The organism is Kutzneria sp. NPDC052558 (assembly GCF_044547355.1).
Taxonomy (GTDB): domain Bacteria; phylum Actinomycetota; class Actinomycetes; order Mycobacteriales; family Pseudonocardiaceae; genus Kutzneria.
On the sequence record NZ_JBIUAG010000011.1, the window covers coordinates 201,415 to 217,597 of the forward strand.

General features: G+C 71.1%; 15 protein-coding genes. 7 read left to right on the top strand and 8 right to left on the bottom strand.

The features are described 5' to 3' along the window. Nucleotides 1–8: 8 nt before the first annotated feature. Together ACIG5F_RS21375 and ACIG5F_RS21380 are read left to right on the top strand one after the other, a co-directional pair. A complete protein-coding gene (locus ACIG5F_RS21375) occupies nucleotides 9–2,144 on the top strand; it encodes a xanthine dehydrogenase family protein molybdopterin-binding subunit (RefSeq protein WP_396519937.1) in 2,136 nt (711 codons plus the stop codon). A 69-nt stretch (nucleotides 2,145–2,213) separates the two neighbouring features. Further along, a complete protein-coding gene (locus tag ACIG5F_RS21380) occupies nucleotides 2,214–2,846 on the top strand; it encodes a nitroreductase family protein (protein WP_396520165.1) in 633 nt (210 codons plus the stop codon). A 28-nt stretch (nucleotides 2,847–2,874) separates the two neighbouring features. Here ACIG5F_RS21380 and ACIG5F_RS21385 read toward each other — a convergent pair whose 3' ends face one another. Beyond that, nucleotides 2,875–4,164 carry an FAD-dependent oxidoreductase gene (locus ACIG5F_RS21385; protein ID WP_396519939.1) on the bottom strand — a complete coding sequence of 430 codons (1,290 nt, stop codon included), beginning with the start codon at nucleotides 4,162–4,164 and terminating at the stop codon, nucleotides 2,875–2,877. A 99-nt stretch (nucleotides 4,165–4,263) separates the two neighbouring features. Here ACIG5F_RS21385 and ACIG5F_RS21390 point away from each other — a divergent pair, with 99 nt between their 5' ends. Beyond that, the gene (locus ACIG5F_RS21390; RefSeq protein WP_396519941.1) at nucleotides 4,264–4,734 is read left to right on the top strand and encodes a MarR family winged helix-turn-helix transcriptional regulator; all 471 of its coding nucleotides are present in this window, start codon (nucleotides 4,264–4,266) and stop codon (nucleotides 4,732–4,734) included. Between the two features lies 1 nt (nucleotide 4,735). Here the strand turns inward: ACIG5F_RS21390 and ACIG5F_RS21395 are convergent, their stop codons facing one another. From ACIG5F_RS21395 to ACIG5F_RS21420, 6 genes are all read right to left on the bottom strand, one after another. Then, complete coding sequence (locus ACIG5F_RS21395) at nucleotides 4,736–5,557, bottom strand: PIG-L family deacetylase (RefSeq protein ID WP_396519943.1); 822 nt, start codon at nucleotides 5,555–5,557, stop codon at nucleotides 4,736–4,738. 12 nt (nucleotides 5,558–5,569) lie between these two features. Then, nucleotides 5,570–6,040 (bottom strand): hypothetical protein, encoded by a 471-nt coding sequence (locus ACIG5F_RS21400; protein WP_396519945.1) that lies wholly within the window; start codon nucleotides 6,038–6,040, stop codon nucleotides 5,570–5,572. Beyond that, nucleotides 6,037–7,188 carry an MAB_1171c family putative transporter gene (locus ACIG5F_RS21405; RefSeq protein WP_396519947.1) on the bottom strand — a complete coding sequence of 384 codons (1,152 nt, stop codon included), beginning with the start codon at nucleotides 7,186–7,188 and terminating at the stop codon, nucleotides 6,037–6,039. Before ACIG5F_RS21405 ends, ACIG5F_RS21400 begins: the two co-directional genes overlap by 4 nt. 76 nt (nucleotides 7,189–7,264) lie before the next feature. Beyond that, nucleotides 7,265–7,780 carry a hypothetical protein gene (locus ACIG5F_RS21410; protein ID WP_396519949.1) on the bottom strand — a complete coding sequence of 172 codons (516 nt, stop codon included), beginning with the start codon at nucleotides 7,778–7,780 and terminating at the stop codon, nucleotides 7,265–7,267. A 39-nt stretch (nucleotides 7,781–7,819) separates the two neighbouring features. Further along, complete coding sequence (locus ACIG5F_RS21415; RefSeq protein WP_396519951.1) at nucleotides 7,820–8,275, bottom strand: helix-turn-helix domain-containing protein; 456 nt, start codon at nucleotides 8,273–8,275, stop codon at nucleotides 7,820–7,822. Between the two features lie 575 nt (nucleotides 8,276–8,850). Then, entirely contained in the window at nucleotides 8,851–10,302 is a 1,452-nt protein-coding gene (locus ACIG5F_RS21420; RefSeq protein ID WP_396519953.1) for a flavin-containing monooxygenase, read from the bottom strand. Between the two features lie 157 nt (nucleotides 10,303–10,459). Between ACIG5F_RS21420 and ACIG5F_RS21425 the strand changes: the two genes are divergently transcribed. The 4 genes from ACIG5F_RS21425 to ACIG5F_RS21440 all read left to right on the top strand — a co-directional run bounded on the left by ACIG5F_RS21425 (nucleotide 10,460) and on the right by ACIG5F_RS21440 (nucleotide 15,039). Then, entirely contained in the window at nucleotides 10,460–11,566 is a 1,107-nt protein-coding gene (locus ACIG5F_RS21425) for an acyl-CoA dehydrogenase family protein (protein WP_396519956.1), read from the top strand. Further along, complete coding sequence (locus ACIG5F_RS21430) at nucleotides 11,563–12,528, top strand: LLM class F420-dependent oxidoreductase (protein ID WP_396519958.1); 966 nt, start codon at nucleotides 11,563–11,565, stop codon at nucleotides 12,526–12,528. Before ACIG5F_RS21425 ends, ACIG5F_RS21430 begins: the two co-directional genes overlap by 4 nt. A 52-nt stretch (nucleotides 12,529–12,580) precedes the next feature. Next, nucleotides 12,581–13,072 carry a winged helix-turn-helix transcriptional regulator gene (locus ACIG5F_RS21435; RefSeq protein WP_396519961.1) on the top strand — a complete coding sequence of 164 codons (492 nt, stop codon included), beginning with the start codon at nucleotides 12,581–12,583 and terminating at the stop codon, nucleotides 13,070–13,072. Between the two features lie 248 nt (nucleotides 13,073–13,320). Next, nucleotides 13,321–15,039, top strand: a complete 1,719-nt coding sequence (locus ACIG5F_RS21440; protein WP_396519963.1) for an MFS transporter — start codon at nucleotides 13,321–13,323, stop codon at nucleotides 15,037–15,039. 312 nt (nucleotides 15,040–15,351) lie between these two features. On the opposite strand, the gene ACIG5F_RS21445 is transcribed toward ACIG5F_RS21440, so the two are convergent. Continuing rightward, complete coding sequence (locus ACIG5F_RS21445) at nucleotides 15,352–16,107, bottom strand: VOC family protein (protein ID WP_396519965.1); 756 nt, start codon at nucleotides 16,105–16,107, stop codon at nucleotides 15,352–15,354. Nucleotides 16,108–16,183: the final 76 nt, after the last annotated feature.

The window sequence follows — 16,183 nt, forward strand, 5'->3', positions numbered from 1 at the left end:
TCTCGCGTGTGGAGTCTCATCTCAAGGTCACCGGCGGCGCGGTGTACGCGGCCGACAACACCGCCACCGCCTATGGATACCTGCTGACCAGCACCATCGCGCTCGGCGTCGTGACCACAATGGACACTGCCGCCGCGCTGGCCGCGCCGGGTGTGCTCGCGGTGTACACGCCGTTCAATCCGCTGAAGCTCTTCGGCTACGGCGACGGCTCCACCGACGAGACCGCGCCGGTGTTGCAGGACAACAACGTTCGCTACCACGGCCAGGTGATCGGCATGACCGTCGCCGACACCTTCGAGCACGCCCGCGACGCCGCTTCGCTGGTCTCGCCGGTGTATTCGGCCCAGCCGGCCACCGTGGACTTCGCCGCCGGCGTCGCGACCGCGACCCCGCTGGGCGCGCCGGTCGACGTCCTGGCGCCGGGCGTGACGTCCATCGACGCCGCGATCGCGGCCAGCGATGTGACCGTGAGCGCGGTCTACACGACGCCGCACCAGCACCACAATCCGATGGAACCGCACGCGGCCGTCGCGGTGTGGACCGACGACCGGCTCACCCTGTACACGGCCACCCAGGGCGTGATGAACGTGCTCAGCCATGTGGCGCGGGCGCTCGGGATCGACCAGTCCAAAGTGCACGTCGTGAATCCCTATGTGGGCGGCGCTTTCGGCGGCAAGATCGGCAACTGGGCCCATGTCCCGCTGGCCGCCGCGGCCGCGCGGGCGCTGGGCCGGCCGGTCAAGGTGGCGCTGACCCGCGAGCAGACGTTCGCCGTGTCGGGGCATAGGCCGCCTTCGCACCAGACCGTCACGCTGGGCGCGGCCCACGACGGCACGCTGGTGGCGGTCAAGCACGACGGCATCTCCGGCAAGTCCCAGTCCGGGCCGTCCTCCGAGAACCTGGCCAACCACTCGCTGACCGCCTACGCCTCACAGAACCTGCACGTGTCAAGGGCGATCGTGCCGCTGGACGTGTCGGCCATGACGCCGATGCGCGCGCCGGGGGAGTCGCACGGGGCGTTCGCGCTGGAGAGCGCCATGGACGAGCTGGCGTTCAAGCTCGGCATGGATCCGTTGGCGCTGCGGCAGAAGAACTACGCGACCAAGGTGCCCAGCAACGGCTATCCCTGGTCCAGCAAGCATCTTGACGAGTGCTATGAGGTGGGCGCAAACGCTTTCGGCTGGGACAAGCGCAATCCGGTGCCGGGCTCGGTCCGTGACGGCGACTGGCTCGTCGGCCTGGGCCTGGCCACCGCCACCTACCCGGCGTCCCGGTCGAAGTCGACGATGAAGGTCCGGTTGCAGGCCGACGGCGCCGCCGTCATCTCCGGCACCGGCGCCGACCTCGGCACCGGCCAGTTCACCGTGTTCGCCATCCTCGGCGCGCAGGCCCTGGGCATCCCCGTCGCCTCGATCGTCCCCGAGCTGGGCGATTCCTCGCTGCCGCCGGCAACTCCGGCCGGCGGCTCCCTGTCCACCGCCAGCAACGGCCCCGCCGTGCTGGCCGCCGCCGACGCCGCGAAGGCGGCCTTGCTCGCGCAAGCCACGGAGAATCCGCAGTCGCCCTTCTACGGCAAGACGCCGGTGTACGACGCCGGCAAGGTCAGCGCCGACGGCGTCTCGATGACGTTCGGCAGCCTGCTGACCACTATGGACAGTCCGGCCGTCGAGGGCGCCGCCACGCTGCCCAGCGGCGCCACCAAGGGCTACGGCTACCTGTCCTTCGGGGCCCACTTCTGCGAGGTCCGGGTCAACCGCTGGACCGGGGAGCCCCGGGTTTCCCGCTGGCTGACCGTGGTCGACGGCGGGACCATCGTCAACGAGAAGACCGCCCGCAGCCAGATCCTCGGCGCGGTGGTGATGGGCATCGGCGACGCGCTGCTGGAGGAGAGCCGGGTCGAGCCCGGCACCGGGCGTTACGCCGGGGCCAACATGGCCGCCTACCTGGTGCCGGTCAACGCCGACATTCCGCCCGTCGACGTGCGGTTCCTCGACCATCCCGACACCGTCTTCAGCCCGCTCGGGGCCCGTGGCATCGGCGAGCTCGGCATCGTCGGCGTGGCCGGGGCGATCGCCAACGCCGTGCACAACGCCACCGGCAAACGCGTGCGCGACCTGCCCATCACCCTCGACAAGCTGCTGTGAAGGCGGCCTTCAGATCACGTGAAGCAGCAGTGCCTGGACGCCGCTGGTAGTCATGGGGACATGAGCGAAATGTCGGCGGAGACCGTCCTCACCACGACCAGGGCCGTGCGCAAGCGGCTGGACCTGTCCCGGCCCGTGGACCTGGCCGTGGTGAAGGAATGCCTCACCATCGCGCTACAGGCCCCCAGCGGCTCCAACCGCCAGGAATGGCAGTGGGTCGTCGTCACCGACGCCGAGCAGCGCGCCGCCATCGGCGACGTCTACCGGCGGGCCTGCAACGCCTACCTGGAGTCCGAACGCGCCGCCGGCAAGCTCTTCGCCGACGACCCCGAGCGCTCGGCCGTGCAGCAGCGCGTGCACTCCTCCGTGGCCGCCCTGGCCGACACCATGGGGCAGGTTCCCGTGTTGCTGATCCCGTGCATCCAGACCGGCGCCGACCTCCCCGAGGGCAACCAGGCCGGCGTGTGGGCCTCCCTGCTGCCCGCCGCCTGGAGCTTCATGCTCGCCGCCCGCACCCGCGGCCTCGGCACCGCGTGGACCACCCTGCACCTGGCCTACGAGTCCGAGGTCGCCGACATCCTGGGCCTGCCCGCCGGCGTGCACCAGGCCGCCCTGATCCCCACCGCCTACTACACCGGCGCCGACTTCAAGCCGGCCCCGCGCCAGCCTCTGGACGAGGTCCTGCACGTCGACCGCTGGTGACCCCGTCCGGTCAAAGCCCTTCCCTCGTTCACAGCGTCTCCGAGGCGGCCTCGAGGACCTCGTCGGTGCCGCGGTAGGCGTACAGGCCGTCGAGGAACTTCTTGCGCAGCGCGGGAACCTTGCTGGTGACGCTGAAGAACGACCGCGCCGCGAACAGGGTCAGCCGGCCGGTCACCGGCTTGTAGAGCGGGTCCTTGCCGCTGGTTCCGTTGTTGTCCAACGACTCGGCGACCCGGGCGGCGCCGTACGGCAGCATCTCGGCCTCGTAGTCGCCGATGGCCTTGAGCAGCGGCTTCTCGCCACGGGCGGCGGCGGCCAGCTGGTGGCGGAGCAGGGCGGCGTCGCGCAGCGCGGTGTTCGCGCCCACGCCCTGGCCGGGCGTCATGGTGTGGATGGCGTCGCCGAGCAGGGTGATGGCGGTGGTCGGCCACGGGTCGACCGGGGTGGACGTGGCGATGCGCAGCGCGAACGCGGCGTCCGGATCGGACAGTTCGATCAGCTTGCGCAGCTTGGGATGCCAGTTGGCGGTGGCCCGCAGCGCGGTGTCGATCAGCTCGGCGCCGCGCTGCTTGTCCGTGCCTGCCGGGAAATGCTCGTGCGAGCTCCAGACGGACAGGTTGATGAAGTCGCGGGCGTTGTACGCGTCGGAGCGGAACTCCATCACGTGCAGCATGCCGATCATGCCCTTGGTGCCGAAGATCAGCGACAGGCCGTTGCGGACGTGGTCGTCGAGCAGGGCCCGGGTCTGCGCGGTGAGGGCGGTCTTGGTGGCGATCGCGGTCACGCCGGTGTCGGCGATCTCGGCGTGCGGCAGGAACTGGCGGCGCACCGCCGAGCGGGTGCCGTCCGCGGCGACCAGCACGTCGCCGGTGGCCGAGGTGCCGTCGGCGAAGAAGGCGGTGACGGTGCCGTCGGGGTTCTGCTCGTAGCGGGTGAAGACCTTGCCGAACTGAACGACGTCGTCCATGTCGGTGAACAGCACCTGGCGCAGGGTCGAGCGGGACACCGAGCGCTCGCTGTCCACGTCGTCGGTGTCGTTGCGCATCTCGAAGCTGGCGGTGGTGTGCAGGCGCTGGGTCAGGATGTTGAAGTGCCGCGGCGTCCGGGCGCAGGTGGCGACGAAGGTCTCGAACAGCTCCGGCGGCAGGCACTCCTTGAGCGCACGGTTGCCGGTGGGGTCGATGCCGACCCGGTAGCCGTAGAGGCCGTCGCTGCGGGAGCCGTAGCGCTCGTACACCGCGACCGAGACCCCGGACCGCTTGAGGCCGTGGGCCAGGGCCATGCCGCCGGTGCCGCCGCCGATGATCATCACATGCATGTGGACCACTTCTCTTGACTGCCATGTATCTTGGTTATCGAGATACTTAGCATGCATGCGAGATGGCTTGATTGTCAAGCGAGTGGGTAGGGTGATCACATGTCGGATCCGGTGCTCGCCGAGTTGGGCCAGGCCACGCAGGACTATCAGGCCGCGGTCGAGGACTACGACCGCGAGACGGCGCGGCTGCTCGGCGTCAACGGCACCGACCAGCGGTGCCTGGAACTGCTGCTCGGCTCGGGCGAGCTCACCCCGCGCGAGCTCGCCGAGCGGCTCAACCTGACCACCGGGAGCGTCACGGTGATGCTCGACCGGCTGGAGAGACTGGCCCTGCTGGCCCGCGCGCCGCACCCCTCGGACCGGCGGAAGGTGACCGTGCGCATCACCGAGGACGGCGCGCGGCGCTGCCTGGATCTGCGCATGCCGCTGATCGAGGAGGGTGGCCGCGAGGTGGCCGCGAAGTACGATGCCGCGCAGCTGGCGCTGGTGATCGACTTCCTGCGCACCGTCACCGACATCCAGCGGCGGCACGTGGACCGGCTACGCGACCAGCCCTCCCCGGGGCGGTGATTCAGCGCAGCCCGGCGAACAGGTCGTCCTCGGGGATGGGCGCGCCGGTGGTGTCGTGGGCGCGGATGTAGGTCTCCGTGGTGAAGACCCGCGCGTAGACCTCGGCCGGCAGCTTGCTGGTCATCGCGCTGGCCAGCTGGCTGACGTGGGAGTGCAACGCGAGCCGCTTCTGCTCGACGAACTCGCTGACGTCGACGGTTGTCGTGGTGCGCGCGTCGATGTCGGCCCAGCGCTGCAACGTCTCCTGGCCGAACGGGGGCCTGGGCATGCCGAGCTGCGCGAGTTCGTCGAAGATGCGGTTCCACTGCGCGGCGCCGTTGGCCTTGTAGTACAGCTTCGCCGGAATCCCGGTGGACTCGGTGGCCATCGTCGCGATGCGCGCCGCGTGCACGTGATCCGGGTGCTGGTAAGGACTTTCCGGGTCGTAGGTGACGACCACCTGCGGCCGGTAGCGCTCGATGAGGGCGGCCACCCGCGCGGCGGCCGTCTCGGCCGGCACGTTGCAGAACACGTCAGGGCGGTGCTTGTCCTCCCAGTTCACCATGCCCGAATCGTGGTAGCCGAGCAGTTCGAGGTCGGTGACCTCCAGGTGCTTGACGGCGTTGCGGAGCTCGCCGATCCGCGTCGCGGCGACCTCCTGCGGATCATGGCCCTCGGCGCCCGGCTTCGCGCCGTTCAACGCGTCGCCCAGCTCGCCGTTCGTGCAGGTCACGACGACGGTGCGGACTCCTTCCCGCGCGTAGCGGGCCAGGATGCCGCCGGTGCTGGTCGACTCGTCGTCCGGATGGGCGTGCACCGCCACCAGCGTGAGGTCGTACGACACGGGAACTCCCTGCTAGACGAGACGGAAGACGGCCACCTGGTCGAGGTGGTCGCGGATCTCCTCGGCCGGGGCGTCCTTGGGGAAGGGCCACATGTTGGGCCCGCCGGCGCCGCGCAGACGAACGACGTTGCCCAGATAGGTGTGCAGCGCGGTGACGGCCTCGTCGCCGTCGACCTGAGTGGCGGTGTAGTCGGCCGGGTCGTCGCCCTCGACGGTGCAGCGGCCGGCGGCGGCCAGGTTGGCGGCCCAGTCGCGGCTCCGGCTCGGCGAACACAGGTAGCGCCGGTCGCCGAGCTTCGTGATGGCGATGGGCACCGGCCGGGGTTCGCCGCTGACGCGGCCGGGGATGGTGACGACCCGCAGCACGTGGCTGCCGTCGACGTACGGCTGCGGGTCCATCTCCCGGAATCGGGCGACCATCCCGGCGTTCACCTCGCGCTGGCTCTTGTCCTCGGTCGAAGCCGTCGGTCGAGGTCGCGTCACTGGGAAGCCCCTTCTGTGCTGAGTTGGTCTGGTCCGAGTTTGCCAACCGCGGTCGACAGCGCCACCAGCTGGCGGACGTCGTCGTTGAGGTCCTCGGTCTCCGGCCGGGCCACGGCCAGCGCCGAGGTGCCGACCGGCCGCCCCGCCGCGTGCGCGTCCAGGGCCAGCTGAAGCTGGGCGGCCAGGACGCTCGGGGCGGCGAGATCGAGGGTGGGATCGGCCTCCCGCGACTGCGCCAGATACGGGCTGATGCGCACCAGGCCGTCCCGGCACTCGATCACGCGGCGGTAGTAGCGGCCGTGCACCGCGCGGGGATCGACGAGATCCCAGCGGCGGCGCGGAATCCGTTCGAGGGCGTATTCGGGATAGGCCAGGTGCAGCTTGGTCCACAATGGACCGAGGCGGTGGTAGTCGGCCATGTGCCGCAGCCACAGGCGGGCGGCGACCAGTCGCGTCGCGGTTCCCGGATAGCAGACGCCGACGAGGAAGATGATGATTCCCACCGCGACCATCAGCACCAGCACCAAGGAGAGCGGCGCCGGGGCCTTGCCGCCGGCCCAGTTGAGCACGGTGGTCACCGCGCGGCCCGCGCTGCCCGCCGCGGTCAGGCCGAGGCCGACCGCCATCACGATCAGCCCGTGCCGCAACCGGGTGTGCGCGATCCGGGCGTAGCGCACCGCCCACCGGGACGAGACGGCCAGCGCGTACACCAGATACAGCCCGGCCAGCAGGAAGAACCCCGCGCTCCAGCTGTCCCGCGGGTTGCCCATCCCGAACCCGTCGCCGTTCACGTTCGGGATGACCACCAGCAGCGTCATCGCGACCAGAACCGCCGCCAGGGCAACGCCTTCCCGCCTGATCCGCCGCGTCCCGCCGGTCGCCGCCGACAACAGGAAGAAGCACATCAGGCTGTAGCAGCCCCCGGTCGTGAACAGATTCTCCACCAGCACCAGATAGCCGGGCGGCAGCGAACGGCTCATCAGCGCCACCACGGGCTGCGAACCCAGCACGAACTCCATCACGAAGCACGCGACGGTCGCGACCACCGCCCGCAGCGGCAGATCCCGCGGATGGCCGATCAGCTGATAGACGTTCCACAGCAAGGCGAACGTGATGATCGCCGCGCCGACCCAGACCAAAACAGTCACAGTCCCACCTCGCTGGCGCTCGGCGAGTCTGCGACCAAAAGCGCCGCTGCGCTGAATGGTGCCCTCGCAAGCTCGGTCACAGCCACCCCTGTCGGTCGCCCAGCGCGTGCCGCATGTGCCGGTCGGCGCCGGTCCGCGAGCTGGGCGGCACGCTGTAGTTGATCACCGCGGCCCACTCCAGGATGATCGAGGCGACCAGTTCGGCCTCGCGCTCGTGGGTGTCGTCGTAGGAGGTCCGGCGCAGCGCCCGGCGCACCGCCTCCGGCGAGAGGTCCGGGTAGAGGTCCCGCAGCAGGTCGTCGTCCTGCTCGTCACTGGCGTGATCGGCCAGCATGTGCCCGAGCTCGTGCAGGATGATGTGGTCCTGGTGGCTCTTGGTGGTCTCGCTCTGGTACAGGATGTAGTCCACCGTGTTGGTGGCGATCCACACGCCGAACGGCCCGGGCACGGGAATGGGATGGGCCAGCAGGCGAATCTCCCGGCCGCGCTCCGCGCCGAACTGCCGGCACAGCTCGGCCACGTCCAGCGGCGGGCGGACATCCAGCTGCCGCAACAGTTTCCGGCAACGACGGCGTAGATCGTGCTTGCGCATCAACACTCCCGCGCGACAGGGGGCAACGGCGGGCGCACGTCAGCCCTCCGTGCGTTTCTGCTCGGCCTGCTGCTCGCGCCACACCACGTCGAGCAGGTTCTCCACCAGTTGGCGGCGGTCCGGGGTGAGCTCGCCGGCCCGCATCGCGATCGCCCGTCCCCTGCTGGCGTCGGCCAGCTCGGTCAGCCGCCGCTGCTCGGCCCGCAACGCCGCCAGCTGCTGGTTGACGCGGTCGGCCACCTCGTTGTCGAAGAAGTAGGCCGGCGGCACACCGAAGAAGTCGGCAAGGGCCTGGAGGTGCTTGAACGTCGGGTTGTCCCGTTTTCCCTTGCGGAGCTGCCAGATGTAGCTCTGGGAGATGACGACCCCTCGCGAGGAGATGGTGGCCGCGACCTCCTCGTAGCTGAACTCCTGGCCGGTGCGCCTGCGCACCGTGTCGAACAGGTGGTCCAGCTTGTCGGCCAGGCTCTGCGGCTGCTTGCCCCGCGTGGTCATGACGGCCTCCCACATCGCCCATCCGGCGCGCACCGGATGTGGCCCACGAGCCGCGCGGTGTCACGCCGGCACCGTGATCGAGCCCCCATGGGGTCGACGGTAACAGTCCGTGTCACGGCGGATCAACTCATGCGAAGGACGCGGACGGTCGGGATCTACGGCTGGGTCCATGCCACTCGGCGGCCGATCCGGACCTGGGCGAGGCCGGGAAATCCGCCTGGTCACGGGATTCGGCCAGCTCACCCGCTGTCGGTCCGCCGCGCTCCATAGGCTGAGAAAAATGGCAGACCGAGGCTTGAGCTTCGCTTCCGTCTATGCCATAGTCGCGCCATGACCGGTTTCGCCCGGTCAGTCGGAAACCGGTCGGCGAGTTCGCGGATCGACCTGGGGGAATGGTGCGGCAGCCGTCTGGGGGGATGGGCTTGTCACGGCAGATCTTTCGATGTGGTCATCCGCGTGGGCGCCGGTCCGTCCGGTGACCGGGCGGCCCCGGCTGGCCGCCGCCACGAGTCGCGGAGTCGGATTCCCGAGGTTAGAGGGGTGCCTCGGGCATCCGGCTCCGCGGCGCGGCCGGGTCAGGCCCGGCCGAAGCGCATGGCGCGGTCGGCCACCGGGGTCAGGCTCAGGTCGAGGTAGTCGAGGATGTAGTTCTGCCGGGTCCGCCACGGGCGGCGGGATCCCTGTTTGGGCAACACGTTCTCGGCCCGCTTGATGTAGCCGGAGGTCAGGTCCAGGATCGGCCGGCCGCCGCCGGCGTCGCCGGCGGTCAGGGTCGGCGTGCAGACGGTGTAGCGGCCGCGGTCCATGTGGTTGAGCAGCCGGCAGACGTAGCGGGAGGTCAGGTCGGCGCGCAACGTCCAGGAGTTGTTGGTGTAGCCGATACACCAGGCCAGATTGGGCACGCCGCCGAACATCATTCCCTTGTAGACGGTGGCATCGCCCGGCTCGATCCGGCGGCCGTCCACGGTGATCGCCAGCCCACCCATGGCCACCATCTTCAGGCCGGTGGCGGTGACGATGATGTCGGCCGGCAGCTCGCGGCCGGACCGCAGGCGCAGGCCGTCCGGGGTGAAAGTGTCGATGTGGTCGGTGACGATGCTGGCCTGCTTGTGCCGCAACGCCTTGAACAGGTCGCCGTCCGGCACCAGGCACAGCCGCTGGTCCCAGACGTTGTAGCTGGGCGCGAAATGCGGGTCGACCGGCACGGCGTCGCCCAGCGCGGTTGCGGCCGCCTCGCGCAGCTTTGTGGCCGCCCGCTTGGGGAAACGGCGCACCAGTTGGTAGAAGTACGCGCCCAGCACCACGTTCTTGGCCCGGGCGACGCGGTGGGCCAGGTGCTCGGGCAGCACCTCGCGGATCTTGTTGGCCAGCTCGTCCCGCTCCGGCCGGGCCACCAGGTAGCTGGGCGAGCGCTGCACCATGGTGACGTGCGCGGCCTTGTCGGTCATCGCCGGCACCAGCGTCACGGCGGTCGCGCCGCTGCCGATCACGACCACGTTCTTGCCGGTGTAGTCCAGGTCCTGCGGCCAGAACTGGGGGTGCACGACCGTGCCGCGGAAGCTGTCCTGGCCCGGGAACTCGACGACGTGCCCCCGGTCGTAGCTGTAGTAGCCGCTGCACAGATAAAGGAAGTTGCAGGTGAGGGTGACGGGCTGGCCGTCGTGCACGGCCGTCACGATCCAGCGAGCGTCCTTTGTGGACCATGAGGCGGCGGTGACCTTGTGCCCGAACCGGATCTTCCGGTCGATGCCGTTGACCGCCGCGGTGTCGCGCACGTACCGCAGGATCGACGGGCCGTCGGCGATGGCCTGCGGGTTGGGCCAGGGCCGAAAGGGGTAGCCGAGGGTGAACATGTCCGAATCGGAGCGAATGCCCGGATAGCGGAACAGGTCCCAGGTGCCGCCGATCGTGTCGCGCGCCTCGAGGATCGTGTACGTCCGGCGCGGCGCCCGGGTGTGCAGCCGATAGGCCGCGTTCACCCCGGACAGGCCGGCGCCGACGATCAGGACGTCGACATGTGCGGTCATCGGCCACTCCCTCGCCCGCCGTGGTCTCCCGTCACGCACGGTACCGCCATTTCGCCGGCCGGCGCGGGCCGCTGTTCGGGGGCGTCCGCCGGTTGACACGACCGGCCGGCGGTAAGAATATTGAACCGGTAAGGGAACTGAACCGCCGGGAGGGCGCATGCTGTCGACTGCCCGGAAGGTCGCCGCCCTCGCGCGGGACCTGGCCGAGGAGACCGAGCGCGGCCGGCAGCTGGCCCCCGCCCTCGTCGCCGAGCTGCGGGCCCGGAACCTGCTGCGCATCGGGCTGACCGCCGACCTCGGCGGGGCCGAGCCGACCGCCCACGAGATCCTGAAGACGGCCGAGACCATCGCCGAGGGCGACGCGTCGGCCGGCTGGTGCGTGTCCATCGCCGCCACCAGCAGCCTGCTCGGCGCGTACCTGCCGGCCGAGGGCGGGCGCGAGGTGTTCGGCGACCCCGGCTCGGTGGCCGCCGGCGTGTGGGCGCCGCGGGCCAAGGGCGAGACGGTCGCCGGCGGCGTGCGGGTCAGCGGCCGGTGGTCGTTCTGCAGCGGCGTCCGGCACTCCGACTGGATCTTCCTTGGCTTCCTCCAGGACGGTCGTGTGCGCACCGCCGCGTTCCCCGTGTCCGAGCTGGACGTCCTCGACACGTGGAAGACGTCCGGGCTGCGCGGCACCGGCAGCACCGACTGCGTCGCCCACGACGTCTTCGTGCCCGATCGCCGCGTGTTCTCCGTTGTCGACGGGCCGCCGGCCGGATCCCGCACGCTGCAACGGTTCCCGCTGTTCGGCTTCTTCGCCGCCTCCATCGCCGCCGCCGCGCTCGGCAACGCCCGCGGCGCGATGACCGAGTTCGTCGAGCTGGCCACCGTGCGCAAGCCGTCCGGCTCCAGCCGCAGCACCGCCGAACGGGCCGCCACCCAGAGCGCCTTCGCCGCCGCCGAGGCGTCGCTGCGTGCCGCGCGAGGCCTTTACTACCAGGCCATCGACGACGCCTGGGCCGCCGCCGAGTCCGATGAGCCCGTCTCCGTCGAGCTGCGAACGTCGCTGCGGCTGGCCTGCACGCATGCCGTGCGCACCGCCGCCGAGGTCGTCGGTGTGGTCTACGACCTGGGCGGCGGCTCCGCGATCTACGAGGATTCCCCTTTGCAGCGCCGTTTCCGGGACGCGCACACCGCCACCGCGCACTTCCAGGTCAACCCGGCCACGTTCGAGCTGACCGGCCGGCTGCTGCTCGGCCAGCCGACCGAGACGACCCAGCTGTGAGCGAGATCGGCGTCGTCGCGCCGTACTGGCTGGACCGGCCGGACACCGAGGTCGTCGGCATCGCGCTCGAGGCCGAGCGGAACGGCTTCGGCAGCATGTGGCTGGGCGAGATGGCCACCTACGACGCCTTTTCCCTTGCCACCGCGGTGGGTCTGCGCACCGAGCGCATCGGCCTTCGCATCGGTCCGCTGCCGATCTCCGTTCGCACGCCCGTGTCCGTCGCCCTCGGCGTCTCCTCCGTTGTCGACCTGTCGCGGCCCGTCGCCGGCATCGGGCTCGGCGGCTCCAGTCCGTTCATCGTCAGCGGCTGGCACGACCGCCCGTGGCGGCACGCCGCCGGCCGCATGCGCGAGGCCGTCGGCGTCCTTCGGTCCATTCTGGACGGTGGACGCGCCGACTTCGCCGGGGAACACATCCGCAGCAAGGGATTCCGCCTCCGTCGGCCCCTGTCCGGTCTGCCCATCACCGTCGCCGCCTTCGGTCCGGCCATGACCCGCGTCGCCGCCGAGGTGGCCGACGAGGTCGTGCTCAACCTCGTGTCACCCGAGCACGTCGCCTCCGTTCGCCGCACCGTGGACGCCCATGCCGCCGCCGTCGGCCGCACCCCGCCCCGACTCGCCGTCTGGATTCCCGTGGTCCTGGACCCCGGTCCCGCCACCCTGCGCCAGGCCGCCGCCCAGACCGCCGTGTACCTCAGTCCGCCCGGCTACGGCGAGATGTTCAGCGCGCTGGGCTACTCTTCCCTCGTGGAGCGTGCCCGGGCCGGCGAGCCCCGCAAGACCCTCGCCGACGCCATCCCCGCTTCCCTCATCGCCGCCGTCGGAGCCGTCGGATCCCGGGCGGACGTCCTGTCCCGCATCGCCGAGTTCCATGCCGCCGGCGCCGACCATGTCGGCATCGTCCCGCCCACCGCCGAAGACCCCTGCGGTGGGCGGCTGCTGGCCGAACTGGGCCGCCGATGACCGCCGCCGGGGGACTGCCGCCCGCGCGCCCGCTGTCGTCGAGGGGGCGCCGATGACCGCCGAGCAGGAGTTCCGGCACCGGTTCACCGCCGAGTCCGTCGGCCGGGCCCTCGAACTCGTCGGCGAGCGCTGGACCCTGCTCATCCTGCGCGAGGCGTTCTTCGGCGTGCGGCGGTACGGGCAGCTCGCCCGCAACCTCGGCATCCCCCGGCCGACCCTGTCCACCCGGCTCAAGCGGCTCGTCGAGGCCGGGCTGCTGGAGAAGGTCGCCTACGAGCCGGACAAGCACGAGTACCGCCTCACCGACGCCGGCAAGGGCCTGTTCCCGGCCGTCGTCGCCCTGATGAACTGGGGCGACACCTACCTGCCCGGCCCCGACGGCCCGCCCATCGTGCTGCGCCACCACGACTGCGGCCACCACGCCGACCCGTTCCTGGCCTGCCGCCACTGCGGCGGCGAGATCACCACCACCGCCGTCACCCCCGAACCCGGCCCCGGCTACCGCACCCCCGCCGCCCCTCACCCCGGACCACCCCGCACGTAGCCCCCTCCGAACGTCACATGCGCGTCGTACTTGCCTCCCCACGCCACATGCGGTCCGCATGTGCCACACGTGGACCACATTCGACCTCCGGCGCCACGTGCGGGCGGCGGTGGGGTGGGGCTCACCCGGTCGGGTGGTGGGGTGGGGAGGGGTGGCGGTCGAGCGGGGAGCGAGGCCCGGGATGCGTCCGCAAAGGGGTGGCGACCAAGTAGGTTGGTGGGCCCGACCGCAGGCGAAATGAGCCGACCTTGGCCGCACCGAGCAGCCCTCCGCCGGACAGCACCCCGCCGGACAACACTCCATCGGGTAGCACCCTGCCTGGCAGCACCCTGCCTGACAGCTCTCCGACGAGCAGCACCCCGTCTGGCAGTGCCACGCCATCGGGCAGCACGGGGTCCGCCTGGGCGCCGTTGGCCGCCCGGGCGTTCCGAGCGCTGTGGCTGGCGCAGTTCGCGTCGAACCTGGGCACATGGGTGCAGTCGGTGGGCGCGCAGTGGCTGCTGCTGGACCACGGCCCGACGGTGGTGGCGCTGGTGCAGACGGCGGGCACGCTGCCGGTGTTCCTGTTCGCGCTGCCGGCGGGGGTGCTGGCGGACCTGGCGGACCGCAAGCGGCTGCTGGTGTGGGCGCAGCTGGGTATGACGGTGGTGGCGGCGCTGCTGGCGGTGGCGACGTTCACCGGTGGTATGACGCCGGGCCTGCTGCTGACGTTGACGTTCCTGTTGGGCTGCGGCAGTGCGTTGGTGGGCCCGGCCTGGCAGGCGATCCAGCCGGAGCTGGTGCCCCGCGAGCAGCTGAAGCAGGCGTCGGCGCTCGGCGCGGTGAACATGAACATCGCCCGCGCGGTCGGCCCGGCGCTGGGCGGCCTGTTGGTGTCGCTGGCCGGCGTGGGCTGGACGTTCGCGTTGAACGCGGCGTCGTTCGTGGTGATCCTGGTGGCGTTGCAGCTGTGGCGGCGGCCGCCGCAGGCTCGCCCGAACGAGACGGAGCGCGAGCACGCGGTGGCGGCGGTGCGGGCGGGTGTCCGCTACCTGCGGCACGCCCCGGGCATTCGGCGGATTCTGTTTCGCTCCATGCTGTTCGTGCCGGCGGCGTCGGCGTTGTGGGCGCTGTTGCCGACGATCTCGGCCCAGGTCCTGCACCTCGACTCCAGCGGCTACGGCCTGATGCTGGGCGCCCTCGGCATCGGCGCGGTGGCCGGCGCGCTGGGACTGCCGGCGGCGGCGCAACGGGTCAGCGGCACGGCGATGCTGATGATCTCCGGTGCGGTGTTCGCCGCGGTCACGGCGGTGCTGCCGCTGTGCCCGAACGGCCTGGTCGCGGCGTTCCCGCTGGTGCTGGCGGGGGCGGCGTGGATCGGCGTGCTGTCGACGTTGAACGCGGCGATGCAGCTGACCCTGGCCGGCTGGGTCCGTGCCCGCGGCCTGGCCTTCTACCTGGTGGTGTTCATGGGCGGCCAGGCCTTCGGCGCGGCGATCTGGGGTGTGGTCGCCGGCTACGCGGGCCTGACGATCACCATGTTCGTGGCGGCCGGACTCCTGGTGCTCGGCGCGATGACCGGCTGGTGGTGGCCGCTCTACGACGGCGGCAACCTGGACCGGTCGGTGGCCAGCGGCTGGGCCGACCCGTCGCTGGTTTTAGAACTCCGGCCGACCGACGGGCCGGTGCTGGTGCAGATCGAGTACCGGGTGCCCGACGACAGGGTGGACGACTTCACGCAGGCGATGACCGTGGTGGAGCGCTCCCGCCGGCGCACCGGCGCGACCAGCTGGGGCCTGCACCGGGACATCGCCGACCCGGAGCTGTTCCTGGAGACCTTCCAGGTGCCGTCCTGGTCGGAGCACCTGGCCCAGCACCACTCCCGCTACACGGGTGCCGACCACGACGTGCTGGATCGGGCCCGGCGGCTGGCCGAGGGCGAGCCGACCGTGCGGCACGCGCTGGCCGCGCCGTCCCCGCCGGGCTAAGCGAAAGGTGTAGTCCCGGGCCCACCACGGTCCGATGCCCGCGCACAAGCTCCGCCCCCAGCGTCGAAACGGTCCGACGCTAGGAGGATTCCCTAGCTACTGCTGGGCTTCCTGGCCGGCGCGTTCCTCGGCGGCCGGCAGGGCCGCCTGCGCGCGCACCGTGGCCGGTTGCTTCGCGACGTCACGCTTATTGAGTTGGGATTGGCGCTGGTGGCCTTCCTCCTCTCCTTGCTGACCGCCGCGACCAGTCCGATCAGGACGGTCACGGCGGTCAGCGCCGTGCGTGCCGGGGTGACGCCCCCTGACACACCCTCACATCTTGATCACCTGGAAGGACGCGCCGTGCGGGTCGGTGAGCACCGCGTACCGGCCCTGCGGGATGTCCGTGGCCGGCGTGATGACCGAGCCGCCCAGCTCCACGCACCGGGCCACGGTGGCGTCGGTGTCCGCCACGGCGAAGCAGACCGCCCAGAAGGGCGGCATCTCGGGCGGAAGGTGGTGCCCCTCCATCGGCATCATGCCGGCGATGCGGTCGTTGCCCAGCAGCCACACCGTGTACGTGACATCCTCGAACGGGCTGTCCTCGTCACCCCAGCCGAACACGGCCCCGTAGAAGGACTTCGCGCCGGCCGTGTCGCGGGTCAGCAGCTCGTTCCAGCACAGCGCGCCCGGCGTGTTGAACACCTCGCCGCCCGGCATGGTTCCCGGCTGCCACACCGAGAAGGCCGCGCCGCCCGGGTCCATGAACACCGCCATGCGGCCGTTCTCGCCGACGTCGCCCGGGGCCATCAACACCTTGCCGCCGTTGGCCTCGACCTTGGCCGCCGTCTCGTCCGCGCTCTCGGTGATGACGTACGTGGTCCACGCGGTCGGCTGGTCCGGGCTGAACAGCGGGCCCGCGCCGGCGACCGCCTTGCCGTCCAGGTTGAAGATCGTGTAACCGCCGAACTCCTCGCCGCCGGTGTGCGCGGTCCAGCCGAACAGTCCCGTGTAGAAGGCTCTGGTCGCGTCCAGGTCGGGCGATCCCAGGTCGATCCAGCCGGGCACGCCCGGCGCGGCAGCGGACATGGTGGTGCTCCTCGTGTTCGATGGGACGGGTTCGTCCCGACATGAGGGCATCGTCGCAGCGGGGTCTGACATTTCG

What these genes read in the sequence shown, in the direction of transcription:
- ACIG5F_RS21445 (WP_396519965.1), bottom strand. Translation starts at nt 16,107, where the DNA reads ATGTCCGCTGCCGCGCCGGGCGTGCCCGGCTGGATCGACCTGGGATCG.
- ACIG5F_RS21385 (WP_396519939.1), bottom strand. Translation starts at nt 4,164, where the DNA reads ATGCATGTGATGATCATCGGCGGCGGCACCGGCGGCATGGCCCTGGCC.
- ACIG5F_RS21390 (WP_396519941.1), top strand. Translation starts at nt 4,264, where the DNA reads ATGTCGGATCCGGTGCTCGCCGAGTTGGGCCAGGCCACGCAGGACTAT.
- ACIG5F_RS21415 (WP_396519951.1), bottom strand. Translation starts at nt 8,275, where the DNA reads ATGACCACGCGGGGCAAGCAGCCGCAGAGCCTGGCCGACAAGCTGGAC.
- ACIG5F_RS21425 (WP_396519956.1), top strand. Translation starts at nt 10,460, where the DNA reads ATGCTGTCGACTGCCCGGAAGGTCGCCGCCCTCGCGCGGGACCTGGCC.
- ACIG5F_RS21380 (WP_396520165.1), top strand. Translation starts at nt 2,214, where the DNA reads ATGTCGGCGGAGACCGTCCTCACCACGACCAGGGCCGTGCGCAAGCGG.
- ACIG5F_RS21435 (WP_396519961.1), top strand. Translation starts at nt 12,581, where the DNA reads ATGACCGCCGAGCAGGAGTTCCGGCACCGGTTCACCGCCGAGTCCGTC.
- ACIG5F_RS21420 (WP_396519953.1), bottom strand. Translation starts at nt 10,302, where the DNA reads ATGACCGCACATGTCGACGTCCTGATCGTCGGCGCCGGCCTGTCCGGG.
- ACIG5F_RS21410 (WP_396519949.1), bottom strand. Translation starts at nt 7,780, where the DNA reads ATGCGCAAGCACGATCTACGCCGTCGTTGCCGGAAACTGTTGCGGCAG.